The 13105-nt window shown below is 65.5% G+C and carries 19 protein-coding genes; 10 read left to right on the top strand and 9 right to left on the bottom strand.

The genetic code is table 11. The features are described 5' to 3' along the window. Entirely contained in the window at positions 1-261 is a 261-nt protein-coding gene (locus EU800_RS10610; RefSeq protein WP_129631641.1) for a hypothetical protein, read from the bottom strand. 181 nt (positions 262-442) lie between these two features. On the opposite strand from EU800_RS10610, the gene EU800_RS10605 reads away from it, so the two are divergent. Both EU800_RS10605 and EU800_RS10600 read left to right on the top strand, forming a co-directional pair. Then, the gene (locus tag EU800_RS10605; protein WP_129631638.1) at positions 443-850 is read left to right on the top strand and encodes a hypothetical protein; all 408 of its coding nucleotides are present in this window, start codon (positions 443-445) and stop codon (positions 848-850) included. Positions 851-988: 138 nt separating this feature from the next. After that, positions 989-1942 (top strand): sugar phosphate isomerase/epimerase, encoded by a 954-nt coding sequence (locus EU800_RS10600; protein ID WP_165354624.1) that lies wholly within the window; start codon positions 989-991, stop codon positions 1940-1942. Positions 1943-1957: 15 nt separating this feature from the next. Here EU800_RS10600 and EU800_RS10595 read toward each other — a convergent pair whose 3' ends face one another. Continuing rightward, positions 1958-2293, bottom strand: coding sequence for a multidrug efflux SMR transporter (locus EU800_RS10595; RefSeq protein WP_129631632.1), 336 nt, complete (start codon positions 2291-2293; stop codon positions 1958-1960). A 175-nt stretch (positions 2294-2468) separates the two neighbouring features. Here EU800_RS10595 and EU800_RS10590 point away from each other — a divergent pair, with 175 nt between their 5' ends. The 6 genes from EU800_RS10590 to EU800_RS10565 all read left to right on the top strand — a co-directional run bounded on the left by EU800_RS10590 (position 2469) and on the right by EU800_RS10565 (position 5786). Further along, positions 2469-2741, top strand: a complete 273-nt coding sequence (locus tag EU800_RS10590) for a YciI family protein (RefSeq protein WP_129631629.1) — start codon at positions 2469-2471, stop codon at positions 2739-2741. Then, the gene (locus EU800_RS10585; RefSeq protein WP_129631725.1) at positions 2741-3160 is read left to right on the top strand and encodes an EVE domain-containing protein; all 420 of its coding nucleotides are present in this window, start codon (positions 2741-2743) and stop codon (positions 3158-3160) included. Before EU800_RS10590 ends, EU800_RS10585 begins: the two co-directional genes overlap by 1 nt. 173 nt (positions 3161-3333) lie before the next feature. Further along, positions 3334-4194 (top strand): SDR family oxidoreductase, encoded by an 861-nt coding sequence (locus EU800_RS10580; RefSeq protein WP_129631626.1) that lies wholly within the window; start codon positions 3334-3336, stop codon positions 4192-4194. A gap of 72 nt (positions 4195-4266) precedes the next feature. Then, complete coding sequence (locus EU800_RS10575; protein ID WP_129631623.1) at positions 4267-4608, top strand: helix-turn-helix transcriptional regulator; 342 nt, start codon at positions 4267-4269, stop codon at positions 4606-4608. Beyond that, the gene (locus EU800_RS10570) at positions 4605-5069 is read left to right on the top strand and encodes an SRPBCC family protein (protein ID WP_129631620.1); all 465 of its coding nucleotides are present in this window, start codon (positions 4605-4607) and stop codon (positions 5067-5069) included. Before EU800_RS10575 ends, EU800_RS10570 begins: the two co-directional genes overlap by 4 nt. 36 nt (positions 5070-5105) lie before the next feature. Next, on the top strand, positions 5106-5786 hold the full coding sequence (locus EU800_RS10565; protein ID WP_129631617.1) for a hypothetical protein: 681 nt from the start codon (positions 5106-5108) through the stop codon (positions 5784-5786). Between the two features lie 18 nt (positions 5787-5804). On the opposite strand, the gene dxs is transcribed toward EU800_RS10565, so the two are convergent. From dxs to EU800_RS10530, 7 genes are all read right to left on the bottom strand, one after another. After that, complete coding sequence (gene dxs / locus EU800_RS10560; protein ID WP_129631614.1) at positions 5805-7733, bottom strand: 1-deoxy-D-xylulose-5-phosphate synthase; 1929 nt, start codon at positions 7731-7733, stop codon at positions 5805-5807. An 81-nt stretch (positions 7734-7814) separates the two neighbouring features. Beyond that, positions 7815-8687, bottom strand: coding sequence for a polyprenyl synthetase family protein (locus tag EU800_RS10555; RefSeq protein ID WP_129631611.1), 873 nt, complete (start codon positions 8685-8687; stop codon positions 7815-7817). Further along, the gene (locus tag EU800_RS10550) at positions 8684-8926 is read right to left on the bottom strand and encodes an exodeoxyribonuclease VII small subunit (protein ID WP_129631608.1); all 243 of its coding nucleotides are present in this window, start codon (positions 8924-8926) and stop codon (positions 8684-8686) included. The genes EU800_RS10555 and EU800_RS10550 overlap by 4 nt, the downstream gene beginning before the upstream one ends. Beyond that, the gene (locus tag EU800_RS10545) at positions 8923-9858 is read right to left on the bottom strand and encodes a histone deacetylase family protein (protein ID WP_129631605.1); all 936 of its coding nucleotides are present in this window, start codon (positions 9856-9858) and stop codon (positions 8923-8925) included. The genes EU800_RS10550 and EU800_RS10545 overlap by 4 nt, the downstream gene beginning before the upstream one ends. Then, positions 9855-10133: a hypothetical protein gene (locus EU800_RS10540; protein WP_165354618.1), complete on the bottom strand. Its 279-nt coding sequence runs from the start codon at positions 10131-10133 to the stop codon at positions 9855-9857. Before EU800_RS10540 ends, EU800_RS10545 begins: the two co-directional genes overlap by 4 nt. 110 nt (positions 10134-10243) lie before the next feature. After that, entirely contained in the window at positions 10244-10963 is a 720-nt protein-coding gene (locus tag EU800_RS10535) for a response regulator (protein ID WP_129631599.1), read from the bottom strand. Next, positions 10960-11472: a MarR family winged helix-turn-helix transcriptional regulator gene (locus tag EU800_RS10530; RefSeq protein WP_129631596.1), complete on the bottom strand. Its 513-nt coding sequence runs from the start codon at positions 11470-11472 to the stop codon at positions 10960-10962. The genes EU800_RS10535 and EU800_RS10530 overlap by 4 nt, the downstream gene beginning before the upstream one ends. Positions 11473-11629: 157 nt before the next feature. On the opposite strand from EU800_RS10530, the gene EU800_RS10525 reads away from it, so the two are divergent. Next, entirely contained in the window at positions 11630-12499 is an 870-nt protein-coding gene (locus EU800_RS10525; protein ID WP_129631593.1) for a branched-chain amino acid aminotransferase, read from the top strand. A gap of 82 nt (positions 12500-12581) precedes the next feature. Next, positions 12582-13067 (top strand): hypothetical protein, encoded by a 486-nt coding sequence (locus tag EU800_RS10520; protein ID WP_129631590.1) that lies wholly within the window; start codon positions 12582-12584, stop codon positions 13065-13067. Positions 13068-13105 lie beyond the last annotated feature (38 nt).

Here is a 13105-nt window from a genome sequence, read left to right as displayed (position 1 = left end):
TTACTTGATCCAGTTGGACGCGGACACCTCATCGAAAGCCTTCCCTACGCGGTTGCACTCGCGCGCGTAGAGGGGTGGCATCGCGCGCCAATGGCAGGTGTGATCGCCGTCGAGCCCGTCGAGCGCCGGTCCCGGCCGAAGGAATGGATCACCGGTGGCAGCGCCACCCGGGACAGCCAGGAGCAGCGCATCGTATTTCAGCCGCCCGCCATGGGCGTTTGCGGCGATGTTGAAACGGCGAACGGGGGGCGTCTCGGTCATGCATCTCGCGGCCGGGTCACGCTTGCCTTTCCTACCATCTTTCCTGCTATGCCCCGTCCCGGATGAACATGGCCAACCGCACGACCTGCATGCGCGCCGGGGACTTGATTCAATCGTCCCGAAGCGCAGACTTCTTCAAGGGCGGCCCTGACCGCCGATGGTCATATCGGGAGGAAAAAAGATGAAACGCGTGCTCCTCGTCCTGCTCTTGTCTGCCCAAACGGCCTTGGCGGCAGACTTCACCACCGCGGCCGAGGTCAAGCCGATCCTCGGCATGCAAAAGGACCGGTGGCTTGCGGTACGGGAATATGACGGTCGGGATCTGCTCTATTTCACCGCTTTGCTGAGCTGGCGCTGCGGCCTCGCGGCTATCCATTACGGGCTCAATGGTGCCGCAGCCGACGAACCCCTGCCGATGGAGGACTGCCACGAGGGCACGTCCGCTCCGAACGCCCTGTCCGGGGATGATCCCGCCATCTACATCGAAGCGCCTCTTGGGTCGATCCAAAGCGTCCGCCTCCGGGTGACCTATGATGACGGCATCGAGGAAGACGCGGAATACCAGCGCGAGTCGATCCTGATGCCCTGATGGCCACCGGTCGCTGAACGCCCGCTTCGCCACGAAGTGGCGGAGGTCGGCGTCATTTCTGCCGCATTGCACTCCATTACGTATGCATTGTAGTATACGTCTATAATGCCTCAAGACCCGGCAGCGAAGGACTGCGACATGCTCAAGCTCTCGATCATTACCCTCTTCCTCGGCCAGACCCGGAACCGTTTCCTGGTCTACCAGGACGCTGCCGACACCCCGACCCATCTGGACCGCGCCGGCGCCGCTGAAGGCATCGGCGCGGTCGAGCTGCGTTACCCGGCCGATGCGGGTGACATCGCGGCCACCAAGGAGGCGTTAAGGCGCAACAACCTCTCTGTCTCGGCAGTCAATTTCGCCTCGGTGCGCAACGACCGCTGGTTGCGCGGCGCCTGGACCGCCGAAGATCCCGCCGAACGGCAGGCGGCGGTGGACGACGCCCGTCGCGCCATGGATCTGGCCGTTGAGCTTGGCGCGCCGCGCTTCCACACCTGCCCGCTCAACGAAGGCTTCGACTACCCGTTCGAGCTCGATCCGATCGCCGCGCTCGACCGTGCCGCGGAATGCTTCGAGCAGATCTGCGCCCATAACCGGGATCTCAAGGTCTGTATCGAATACAAGATCAACGAGCCGCGGGTGCGCTGCCAGATCGGCAATGCCGGCGAACTCATCGCTTTCGCCCAGATCGTCGGCGCAGACAATCTGGGTGCGACGCTCGACACCGGCCATTGCTTCCTCGCCGGCGAGAACCCGGCCGCTGCCGCCGCGCTGCTGGCGAAATGCAACCGGCTCTTCTACGTCCATATCAATGACAACGACACCCGCGGCGATTGGGACCTGACGCCCGGCACGTGGCACACCTGGGAATTCGTCGAGCTCTTCTACACGCTGGACCGGCTCGGCTATGACGACTGGATTGCCTTCGACATCGTCTGCAAGGAGCACGACAGCCCGCAGGTCTTCACCGACGCCGCGGCGATCGCCAACAAGCTCAAGGCGCTCTCGACCCGGATCGATCCCGCGGACATGGCCGCGCGCTACTCCGGCCGCCATCCGACCTCGACCATGCGGATGCTGAACGATCTGCTATGAGCCGGAGTTTGGATCTCAGTGCGTCACCGAGGTCGACAGGAGCTGGATAACCGCGACGCCGGCGATAATGAGTGCAAGCCCGATGATCGCCGGAAGATCCAGCTTCTGACCGAAGACGACGAGGCCGATGAGCGTGATCAACACGATCCCGAGCCCGGACCAGATCGCATAGGCGATCCCGACAGGCATCACCTTCAGCGCAACAGCAAGCAGATAGAAGGAGATACCATAGGTGACGACCGCCGCGACCGATGGCAGGAGCCGCGTGAACTGTGCGCTGGCCTGCAAGGAGGCGGTGCCGACAACCTCGGCGATGATCGCGCCGACAAGCGCGAGGATGTGAATGGGCATGGGGAGGTCTCCGCTGCGCTGCATCGCCGGTACTCCGGGAAGGATAGAGGGGCGGTGCCCGGCGCCGCGATGCGGCAGATCGCGCGCCGCCTCCTGATGGGTCCCGGCGCCGCGGGGCTTGCGTCGCCGCACGTCGCGCGGGAATGTGCGGCGACGCAAAACCAAGGAGACTGACATGCTCGTCGCCCTCATCGCCCGGGACCGGGCCGGCGCCCTCCAGACCCGGCTCGACAACCGCGACGCCCATATCGCGCATCTCAAAGGCTCCGACATGGTGGTCGAGGCCGGTCCGCTACTCGACGCCAAGGGCGACATGTGCGGCTCGCTCGTCATCTTCGAGGCGGACACGGTCGCGCAGGTCGAGGCCTGGGCCGCCGAGGATCCCTATGGCAAGGCCGGCCTGTTCGAGAGCGTCGAGATCATCCCATGGAAGAAGGTAATCGGCTGATGGCGTATTGGCTCTTCAAGTCCGAGCCGTCGACCTGGTCCTGGGACGACCAAGTGGCGAAAGGCGCGGCTGGCGAGGAATGGGACGGCGTGCGAAACTACCAGGCGCGCAACAACATGCGGGCGATGAAACGCGGCGAGCGCGGCTTCTTTTATCACTCGCAGACCGAGAAGGCGATCGTCGGGGTCGTCGAGGTCTCGGCCGAGGCGCATCCTGACAGCACGACTGAGGACGACCGCTGGGAGTGTGTCGACATCCGGGCCGTCGCACCATTCGCCCGCCCGGTGACGCTGGACGAGATCAAGGCCAATCCGAATCTTTCCGAATTGGTGCTGGTAAAGAACAGCCGCCTGTCCGTGCAGCCGGTTACCGACGCGGAGTGGCGGATCCTTTGCGAGATGGGTGGCGTGGACGCCTGAGCGGGAAACCCGTAAGGCCCGGCCAGGCGGCGACCGACGAGTGTCGAGCTTCGGTGCCGGAGGACGCGCTGCCCCGACGTAGCAGGCCGCGACTCCCCCGGGATATTTCCGAACAGAAGAAGCAGGAAACACCTGCCCTTCCCTTTCTCGTCAGCGTCGCACATATCTCGACCATGACACGCACGCTTCTTTCCCTCGGCCACGGCTACACAGCGCGCGCGCTCGCGCGGCACCTGCGGGGAGACGGATGGCGCCTGATCGGCACCACGCGTTCCGGCGAGGATGACGATCCCGGCGTCGAGCTTCACCGTTGGCCGGGCTGCGACCTCGACCCTCTTGTCGGCCGGGCTAGCCATATTCTGCTTTCCGCCGCTCCAGGAGCAGAGGGAGATCCCTTCCTGCCGCATGTCGAGGGCATCCTCCGCCGCCATCGCCCGGACTGGATCGGCTATCTCTCGACCACGGGCGTCTATGGCGACCACGAGGGCGGCTGGGTCGACGAGACGACTCCGCTCACCCCTTCGACCAGGCGTGGCAAGTTGCGCGTGGCTGCCGAGGCGGCCTGGCAGCGGCTCGCTGCCGAAGCCGACCTGCCGCTCCACATCTTCCGCCTCGCAGGGATCTACGGCCCCGGCCGCGGCCCCTTTGCTAAGGTCCGGGCCGGCACCGCACGACGGATCGTCAAGCCAGGGCAGGTGTTCTCGCGCATTCATGTCGACGACATTGCCCGGGTCCTCGCCGCTTCCATCGACCGGCCCGACCCCGGCGCGATCTACAATGTCTGCGACAATGACCCTGCGCCGCCGGAGGACGTCATCGCCCACGCAGCCGAGCTTCTTGGCCTGCCGCTGCCGCCGGTCGAGGAGTACGACAGCGCCGAGATGACCCCGATGGCGCGCAGTTTCTATGCCGAGAGCAAGAAGGTCCGGAACGACAAGATGCGGCGGGACCTCGGTGTCGAGCTTCTTTACCCGGATTACCGGAGCGGGCTGGCGCAGCTACTGGCGGAAGAATCCCGCGGCCTCCGCGGTTGAGGTCCCGACAACAATTAGGCAAACGGCTAACTTTTTCTTGCACGGATCCTCGTAGTCAACATACTTAGGAGAATGGCTAAGTTAGACGCACGGCTCGATCTCTGCTTTTCCGCCCTGGGTGACCCCACGCGGCGGAGCATTCTCGCCCGCCTCGCGCGCGGCGAGGCGAGTGTCAGCGAGCTTGCCGCGCCGCATGCGATGTCCCTGCCGTCCTTCATGGGCCACATTGGAAAGCTTGAGGCGGCGGGGCTCGTCACATCGCGCAAGGAAGGTCGGACCCGAATCTGCGCTCTCGCTCCGGATGCCTTCCTGCCGGCGCAGGACTGGCTCGGGGAGCAGCGCGCCGCCTGGGAGGGCCGGCTGGACAGACTCGACGATTATGTCACCAGACTGATGAAGGAACGCAATTCATGAAACTCGATCCCGAAACCGACCTTACCTTTACCCGAATCGTCGATGCGCCCCGCGCGCTGCTCTGGGAATGCTGGACCCGGCCGGAACACATCCCGCATTTCTTCGTTCCGCGACCGCACAGCGTCGACTCCTGCGAGATCGACCTGCGGGCTGGTGGCCGTTTCAACACCACCTTCAATGTCGACGGCAATCTGATGCGCAATGACGGGGTCTATCTCGAGATCGTCGAGGGCAGACGACTTGTCTTCACGGACGCCTATTCCGAGGGATGGAAGCCCGCGCCGGACCCTTTCATGACCGCGATCGTCGATTTCGAGGACGCGGACCGTGGCAAGACCAAATACACTGCCACAGCGCGCCACCGCTCCCCCGACGCGTGCAAGCGCCACGAGGAAATGGGGTTCTTCGATGGCTGGGGCACGGTAGCAACGCAACTCGAGGAATACGCCCGGACTCTCTGACATGGGGCAGGCGGGCAATGTCGAAAGGAGGCCGATGTGACCGGAGCCGCGCTGCTGAAATGCCGCCTTGTTGGCGCCGGCGTCCTCTTTTTCGTCTGGCTTGCCGCCGCCATTGCCGCGGTCGGCGAAACGGCGCCGCCTCACGGCCTTGCATGGAACCGCAGCGGCCTTCCTGCGGTTTTCCCGCTTCAGGTCCAGACCGATCCCGGGCGTGCCTTCCGGCTCACGCTACGACAGGTCGACACCGACGAGGCCGTGCTCGCCGCCGACATCGAGGGCGGCCGGTTCTTCCGGGTGCTGGTTCCGCCCGGGGTTTTCCGGCTTCAGTTCGAATACGGCAACCTCTGGCAGGGCGAGGCGGCGCGGTTCGGCTCGGGAGCCGAGACCGGTATCTTCACCCTGCCCGATACGCTGACCTTCGAGATACTTGGCAGCGCCACGCGCATCGGGCACATCGTTGATCTGACCGGATTCAGCCCGGACCGGCCGCCGGCACCAGACATCCGGCAGCAGCGCATCTGTCAGGGCCTGCGATACGAGCCCGAGCGGCGCGCGCCTGTTCGGTCAGGTGCAATGCACGATCGGGAGAGCCTGAGGGACGCTTGGCGTCTCTCCCGGAATCCGCTGGACCTCATCAGGGAAAACCCCGCAGGGCTCGACGATCTGACGCCACCCTACGATTTCCGGCCGGAGATCCAGTCCCGCTATTGCGAGTGACCGCGGCGACTGAGCCGTTTAAGCGCTTGCCGCCTTGATCCGGCTGACGCCGAGAACATCCAGAACCTTGGCTTCGATATCCTCGGCGTTCATCTTCGCCACAGCATACATGTCGCTCGGGCTCGCCTGGTCGATGAAGATGTCGGGCAGGACCATCGAGCGGAACTTCAGCCCGTGGTCGAAAACGCCTTCCTCGGCCAGGAGCTGTGCGACATGGGAGCCGAATCCGCCCACCGCGCCCTCCTCGATCGTGATCAGCGCCTCATGGTGATGAACGAGATCGAGGATCAGGTCCCGGTCGAGTGGCTTGGCGAAGCGGGCATCGGCGACGCTCGGGTTGATGCCGCGCCGCGCCAGGCTTTCGGCGGCTTTCTCGACCTCTTGCAGGCGGGTCCCGAAGGAGAGCAGAGCCACCCGGCTGCCTTCCCGGATCATCCGCCCCTTGCCGATCTCGAGCGGCGCGCCGCGCTCGGGCATCTCAACGCCCACCCCTTCGCCGCGCGGATAGCGGAAGGCGATGGGCCCGTCGTCATGGGCGACCGCCGTCGCGACCATATGCTTGAGCTCCGCCTCGTCCGCCGCCGCCATGACCACGAACCCGGGAAGGTTGCTCAGATAGGCGACGTCGAAGGCGCCGGCATGGGTCGCCCCGTCAGCGCCGACGAGGCCGGCCCGGTCGATGGCGAAACGCACTGGCAAGCGCTGGATGGCGACGTCATGGACCACCTGGTCATAGCCGCGTTGCAGGAAGGTCGAATAGATCGCGCAGAAGGGCTTCATCCCGCCCGCGGCCTGGCCGGCGGCAAAGGTCACCGCGTGCTGCTCGGCAATCCCGACATCGAAACAGCGGGACGGATAGCGCTCGGCGAAAAGGTTGAGCCCGGTGCCGTCCGGCATCGCCGCGGTGATCGCGGTGATCCTGTCGTCTTCGGCGGCATGTTGCATGAGAGCTTCGGCAAAGACCTTGGTGTAGCTCGGCGCATTGCTCGCGGCCTTCTTCTGCGCCCCGGTCACGACGTCGAACTTACTTACGCCATGGCCCTTGTCCTGCGCCTCTTCGGCCGGCGCGTAGCCCTTACCCTTGCGCGTGATCGCGTGAATCAACACCGGACCGTCGGCCCGCGCCTTCACCGTGCGCAGCACCGAAAGCAGCATATCCATGTCATGGCCGTCGATCGGCCCGACATACTCGAATCCCAACTCCTCAAAGAGCGTGCCGCCAATAGTGACATGCTTGACCATGTCGCGCGCCCGCTTCGCGCCTTCATAGAATGGCTCGGGCAGGAAGCTCAGCGCGCCCTTGGCGGCCGCCTTCAGGTCCTGGAACGGCGCGCCGGCATAGAGCCGCGAGAGATAGGAGGACAGCGCGCCCACAGGCGGCGCGATGGACATCTCGTTGTCATTGAGGATGACGATCAGCCGCTTGTCGAGATGGCCGGCATTGTTCATGGCCTCGAAGGCCATGCCGCCGCTCATCGCCCCGTCGCCAATCACCGCGATGGCGTCACCGAGCCCCGCCTCGGTCTGCCCGCCTAGATCGCGCGCGACGGCAAAGCCGAGCGCGGCCGAAATCGAGGTCGAGCTGTGGGCGGCACCGAACGCGTCGTAGGGCGACTCGGACCGCTTGGTGAAGCCCGAGAGCCCGTCTTTCTGGCGCAGGGTGCGGATCCGGTCGCGGCGGCCGGTCAGGATCTTGTGCGGGTAGCACTGGTGGCTGACGTCCCAGATCACCTTGTCCTTCGGCGCGTCGAAAACCGCATGCAGCGCCACGGTCAATTCGACCACGCCAAGCCCCGCGCCGAGATGCCCGCCGGTCTCGCTCACCGCCGAGATCACTTCGGCGCGCAGCTCTTCGGCGAGATCCTCGAGCTCGTCATCGGTAAAACGCTTCAGGTCGGCGGGGCTCTGAACCCGGTCCAGAAGCGGCGTGGTCGGTCTCGTCGGCATGGCTCGGCCCTCCGTCGGCCGCGGCGCGCCGCCATCCGGAACGGCGGCGACCGTCGATCTCGCACGGCGTCCCGTGCGGCGTCACATCTTGCGCGCGATAACGAAACGGGCGGTCTCCCGCAAGGTCTCGGCCCGCGCTCCATAGGGCGATAGCGCCTCTAGCGCCTCTTCCACAAGGGCCCGGGCCCGCGACCTAGCGCCCTCCAGCCCGAGCAGGGAGACGAATGTCGCCTTGCCGGCATCGGCATCCTTCCGCAGCGCCTTGCCCGCCGTCGCGGCATCGCCCTCGACATCCAAGATGTCGTCCGCGATCTGGAAGGCAAGGCCGAGCGCCGTGGCGTAGCGCGTAAGCGGCTCGGGGTCGGCGCCTGCCAGGCGCGCCCCGGCCTCGGCGGACCACCGGATCAGCGCGCCCGTCTTGTTGGCCTGCAACCGGGTGATCTCGGTGAGCCCGAGCGGTTCCATCGCCGTCTCCGCTGCGATGTCCAGCGCCTGTCCCAGCACCATGCCGCGCGGGCCGGCCGCCCGGGCCAGAGAGGCGACGAGGTCGATGCGGACAGTGGGATCCTCGGAGCAGCGGGGATTCGCCAGCAATTCGAAGGCCAGCGTCTGCAGCGCGTCGCCGGTGAGAATCGCCGTCGCCTCGTCCCATTTCACATGCACAGTCGGCTGTCCGCGACGCAGATCGTCATCGTCCATCGCCGGCAGGTCGTCATGCACGAGCGAATAGGCGTGCACCGCCTCGATTGCCGCCGCCGCCCAGATCGCCCGCGCCTCGTCAACGCCATGGAGCGCCGCGCTCTCCAGCACGAGGAACCCACGCAGGCCCTTGCCGCCGCTGACCGCGTAGCGCATCGCCGCGATCACAGGCTGATTCGCGCAATCGTCCAGTTCCGCCGCCAGATGCGCCCGCACCCGGGCCGAAGCGGCGTCGAGTCGCTCCCGATAGCTCATTCGGCGTCGAAGGGTTTCGTTCCGGTGGCGGCGCCGCTTGCGTCGGTGGTGATCGCGGCGATCTTTTCCTCTGCCGCCTGGAGTTGCGCCTCGCAGCGCTTTCTGAGTGCGTCGCCGCGCTCGTAGAGACGGATCGAATCCTCCAGCGCCACGTCACCGGCCTCGAGCGTCTTCACCACCTGTTCGAGCTCCGTCATCGCCTGTTCGAAGCTCATCTTCTCGACCGGACTCTCGCTCATTTCCCCCGCTCCATCAGCACCTTCACATGCGCCGCCGCCGAGGCGGCCAGTGCCTCCAGATCATAGCCGCCTTCGAGAGTCGAGACCACGCGCCCTCCGGAATGGGTGTCCGCCACATCGCAGATACGCTGCGTGACCCAGGCGAAATCCTCTTCGACAAGCTCGAGCTGCGCCAGGGGATCGTCACGATGCGCGTCGAACCCGGCCGAGATCAGGACAAGCTCCGGACGGAAATCGTCCAGCGCCGGCAGGATCTGTCCTTCCATGACATTTCGGAACGCCACGCTGCCCGCCCCCGGCGGCAGCGCCGCGTTGATGATATTTCCGTGCGCCCCGGTCTCACGCGGGTCCCCCGATCCGGGATAGAGCGGCATCTGGTGCGTCGAGCAGAACAGGACACGCGCCTCGTCCCAGAGCAGGTCCTGCGTTCCGTTTCCGTGGTGGACGTCGAAATCGACGATCGCCACCCGTTCGAGCCCGTGGTGATCGAGCGCCCGTTTCGCGCCGATCGAGACGTTGCCGAACAGGCAGAAGCCCATCGGCACCGATCTCTCGGCATGGTGTCCGGGCGGCCGGATGGCGCAGAAGGCGTTCCCGAGCTCTCCCGCGATCACCGCGTCCACCGCAGCGACCACTGCGCCGGCCGCGCGTTGCGCCGCCTTCAACGAGCCGGCCATCACATGGGTGTCGGCATCAAGCATGACGTCGCCCACCGCCGGTATCGCCGCTTCGATTGCGGCGACATGTGACTCAGGGTGAACCCGCAGCAGTTCGGAGCGCTCCACCAGCGGCGCCTCGCGCCGATCGAGTGCCGCGAAGGCCGGATCATCCAGTGCCGCGAGGACGGCCCGCAACCTGTCGCTGCGCTCCGGGTGGCCGGGCGGTGTCTCGTGGCCCAGGCAGTCGGGGTGGCTGTAGAGCCCGGTCGTCATCGGCGCCTCCGTGTCTCGTGTCGCGTTCTGCGTCGCGTCTCATAGGTCGGGTAGAAATCCGCCCAGTCCTCCGGCGCCGGCCAGCGCTCGCGAAGATGGCGGGCCGCCCTGTCGTCGAGCTGCATGTACCATTGGTGAAAGTCCATCATGTAGACCTCGCCCGATCCCATGCGCCAGCCGATGGAGTCGGGGGCGATGTCGGGAAAGGCGATCCAGGGCGGCGGCATCGGGTTGGGATAGTCCGGGCGCGCCACCTCTGGGAAGCGCAGCGACATGTCGGAGTTTTCCCGACGGGGTCGAAACAGGCGTTTCAGGCTGTTCGACAGGCCATGCAACATGGGCATTGTCTCCTCCGAAGAGGCGCAGGAGAACCGCGCAGCGGAGGTCAATCCGGCGCCAGCATGTATCCCGCGCCACGCACCGTCTGCAGGTAGCGCGGCTGGCGCGGGTCGTTCTCAATCTTGCGCCTGAGTCGAGTGATCTGCACGTCGACCGCCCGCTCCTGAGCCTGGTCGCCGTCGCGGCCGAGCTCGGCCACCAGCCGCGCCCGGCTCAGCGGTTCGGCGGGATGGGCCGCAAAGATTCGCATCAGGGCGACCTCCGTCGCCGTCAGCCGCACCGGCTCGTCGCCGCTCCAGAGTTCGCTCTTGTCCACATCGTAGCGAACCCGGCCGAGATTGAGAAGCTTCGGCCCCGAATCCACCACCACTTCGGCGGGCATACGCCGCAGGATCGCGTTGATCCGGAGCAGGAGTTCCTTGGGCTCGAACGGCTTGGCGAGGTAGTCGTCCGCGCCGGCCTCAAGCCCCGCGATCCGGTCCTCTGTCTCGCCCCGCGCCGTCAGCAGCAGGATCGGCGTTGCCATCTCCTTGCGCAACTCGCGCGTCAGGCTCACTCCGTCCTCACCGGGCATCATCACGTCGAGCACGATCAGTTCGAATTCCAGGCCCCCGAGCAGCCGCCGCGCCTGGTCGGCATCTCGTGCCGCCGATACCAGGAACCCGTGACGAACCAGGAACTTCTTGAGAAGCCCCCGGATTCTTTCGTCATCGTCCACGATCAGCAGGTGCGCCTCGACCTCGGCGCCTGCGAGCAGTTCGCTCATCGGCCATTCTCCGTCAGCCGTTGATAACGGCGCCGCATCTCCGGGTCCATCATCGCCTCGAGCACATTGCGAAAGCCCGCCACCGCGCCCGGGCCCGCCGCGCGGAACGCGTCGCGCACCCGCGCCTGCTGCACCGCGCTCAGCTCCTGTTCGAGCGCCTGACCGTCCTCGGTCAGGTAGAGATGCCGCTCCCGCTTGTCCCGCGTGCCGACCCGACTTTCCACAAGCCCGTCCTCGATCAAAGTGCGGAGCACGCGGTTCAGGGACTGTTTGGTCACCCCGAGAATCGCCAGCAGGTTGTTCACCGTCGTGCCGTGGCTGCGATGGATGAAATGAATCGCGCGGTGATGTGCCCGCCCGTAACCGCGCGCCTCCAGGATCCGGTCGGGGTCCGCGGTGAACCCCTTGTAGGCAAAAAAGAATGCCTCGATTCCCTTGCGTAACTGCTCGTCCGTCAGGAAGAGCAGCGTCTCGCCATGCTGCGGTGTCCCGCCGTGGCCTTCCGCCATTCTGTCGGTCTCTCTTTTTGCTCCTCCATCACATTTTATGTCAGCCTTGTTGACATTGCTAGAGCCAACTGCTAGCTCCGGTCAGTTTTTGCGCAACATTACGTCCGAAGCGGACATTTTTTGCGCAACATTTGAAAACCGCCAAGGAGAATGAGGAATGGCTGGCGCATATGACGATCGTGACGGGGTCATCTGGATGGACGGAAAGCTCGTGCCATGGCGCGATGCCAATGTGCATATTCTGACCCACGCCTTGCACTACGCCTCCTCTGTCTTCGAGGGCGAGCGCGCCTATCACGGAAAGATCTTCAAGAGCTTCGAGCATTCCAGGCGGCTGAAGAAATCCGCCCAGATGATCGATTTCGAAGTGCCCTACTCGGTCGAGGAGATCGAAGCGGCCAAGGCGCTAATCCTGCGCGAATCCGGCCTGCAGGATGCCTATGTCCGCGCGGTCGCGTGGCGTGGTGCCGGGCCGGACATGGGGGTCGCATCGGCGCGCAACCCCGTCCGCATGGCCATCGCCGCCTGGGAATGGGGCGCCTATTACGGCGATGCCAAGTTCAAGGGCGCCAAGCTCGACATTTCGAAATGGAAGCGCCCTTCGCCTGAGACCATCCCGAGCCATGCCAAGGCGGCCGGTCTCTACATGATCTGCACCATGTCCAAACACACCGCCGAGGCGAAGGGTTGTTCGGATGCGATGATGTTCGACTATCGCGGCTATGTCGCCGAGGCGACCGGCGCCAATATTTTCTTCGTGCGCGACGGCGAGGTGCACACGCCGCTTCCGGACTGCTTCCTGAACGGGATCACCCGGCAGACGGTGATCGAGATGCTCAAGCAGCGCGGGATCGAGGTGAAGGAGCGCCATATCATGCCGGACGAGCTCGAGAGCTTCGAGCAATGCTGGCTTACCGGGACCGCCGCCGAGGTGACTCCGGTCGGCCAGATCGGCGACTACACTTTCGAGGTCGGCAGCCTGACGCGCGAGATCTCGGAAGCCTATGAGAAGATGGTGCGCGCCTGAGCCGCGCCGCCGGCCCGGACACGGGCCGGCGGATCCTGTCGTGTTTACCACAACTTGACGATTCCGGCCCAGACTCAGGGCCATGCCACAGGATCGTCCTCCCGGCCCGCAACGGCAACTTTCGATACTCGCGATGGCGGTCGTCGCCATCGCCACGCCGGCGACGCTGGCGCTGAGCTACTATCACCTTACCGGCGATCCGACCTTTCGGCCTCTAGCGATCACCGTTGAACGGCTGGTGTCACAGGGGGTCGTCGAAGACGACAACGTCTATGTCCGGACACTCATCTCGACGGACGGAACCCCCGAGGGCAATCGCCTGGGGGAAAGGCTGGGTGAAAAGCTGATCCGGGCCTTCTACGGCAAGGGCCTCACCGCGCGCTACCGGATCGACCCGCAGCCGCGCAAGGGCCCACCCCAGATTCTGATCTTCGTGAACGGCACCGCGCTTGGCCCCTTTACGGCGAGAACCGCACCACGGGGCATCCAACTCGCCACCGAGGCCGCCACGATTACGCGACAGGAGAGGGCCAAGGCTGCTGGCGCGTCCCGTACGCTCAGCCGATAACGCCACGGGCCCCGGCCCGCCGGGGACCGTGGCGCCGA

This window comes from Tropicimonas sp. IMCC6043 (genome assembly GCF_004146235.1).
In the GTDB taxonomy this organism is placed as follows: Bacteria; Pseudomonadota; Alphaproteobacteria; order Rhodobacterales; family Rhodobacteraceae; genus Tropicimonas.
The sequence above is the reverse complement of the archived record's forward strand: the minus strand, read 5'-3'. Positions and strand labels throughout refer to the sequence as shown.

What these genes read in the sequence shown, in the direction of transcription:
- EU800_RS10610 (WP_129631641.1), bottom strand. Translation starts at nt 261, where the DNA reads ATGACCGAGACGCCCCCCGTTCGCCGTTTCAACATCGCCGCAAACGCC.
- EU800_RS10605 (WP_129631638.1), top strand. Translation starts at nt 443, where the DNA reads ATGAAACGCGTGCTCCTCGTCCTGCTCTTGTCTGCCCAAACGGCCTTG.
- EU800_RS10600 (WP_165354624.1), top strand. Translation starts at nt 989, where the DNA reads ATGCTCAAGCTCTCGATCATTACCCTCTTCCTCGGCCAGACCCGGAAC.
- EU800_RS10595 (WP_129631632.1), bottom strand. Translation starts at nt 2,293, where the DNA reads ATGCCCATTCACATCCTCGCGCTTGTCGGCGCGATCATCGCCGAGGTT.
- EU800_RS10590 (WP_129631629.1), top strand. Translation starts at nt 2,469, where the DNA reads ATGCTCGTCGCCCTCATCGCCCGGGACCGGGCCGGCGCCCTCCAGACC.
- EU800_RS10585 (WP_129631725.1), top strand. Translation starts at nt 2,741, where the DNA reads ATGGCGTATTGGCTCTTCAAGTCCGAGCCGTCGACCTGGTCCTGGGAC.
- EU800_RS10580 (WP_129631626.1), top strand. Translation starts at nt 3,334, where the DNA reads ATGACACGCACGCTTCTTTCCCTCGGCCACGGCTACACAGCGCGCGCG.
- EU800_RS10575 (WP_129631623.1), top strand. Translation starts at nt 4,267, where the DNA reads ATGGCTAAGTTAGACGCACGGCTCGATCTCTGCTTTTCCGCCCTGGGT.
- EU800_RS10570 (WP_129631620.1), top strand. Translation starts at nt 4,605, where the DNA reads ATGAAACTCGATCCCGAAACCGACCTTACCTTTACCCGAATCGTCGAT.
- dxs (WP_129631614.1), bottom strand. Translation starts at nt 7,733, where the DNA reads ATGCCGACGAGACCGACCACGCCGCTTCTGGACCGGGTTCAGAGCCCC.
- EU800_RS10555 (WP_129631611.1), bottom strand. Translation starts at nt 8,687, where the DNA reads ATGAGCTATCGGGAGCGACTCGACGCCGCTTCGGCCCGGGTGCGGGCG.
- EU800_RS10550 (WP_129631608.1), bottom strand. Translation starts at nt 8,926, where the DNA reads ATGAGCGAGAGTCCGGTCGAGAAGATGAGCTTCGAACAGGCGATGACG.
- EU800_RS10545 (WP_129631605.1), bottom strand. Translation starts at nt 9,858, where the DNA reads ATGACGACCGGGCTCTACAGCCACCCCGACTGCCTGGGCCACGAGACA.
- EU800_RS10540 (WP_165354618.1), bottom strand. Translation starts at nt 10,133, where the DNA reads ATGTCGCTGCGCTTCCCAGAGGTGGCGCGCCCGGACTATCCCAACCCG.
- EU800_RS10535 (WP_129631599.1), bottom strand. Translation starts at nt 10,963, where the DNA reads ATGAGCGAACTGCTCGCAGGCGCCGAGGTCGAGGCGCACCTGCTGATC.
- EU800_RS10530 (WP_129631596.1), bottom strand. Translation starts at nt 11,472, where the DNA reads ATGGCGGAAGGCCACGGCGGGACACCGCAGCATGGCGAGACGCTGCTC.
- EU800_RS10525 (WP_129631593.1), top strand. Translation starts at nt 11,630, where the DNA reads ATGGCTGGCGCATATGACGATCGTGACGGGGTCATCTGGATGGACGGA.
- EU800_RS10520 (WP_129631590.1), top strand. Translation starts at nt 12,582, where the DNA reads ATGCCACAGGATCGTCCTCCCGGCCCGCAACGGCAACTTTCGATACTC.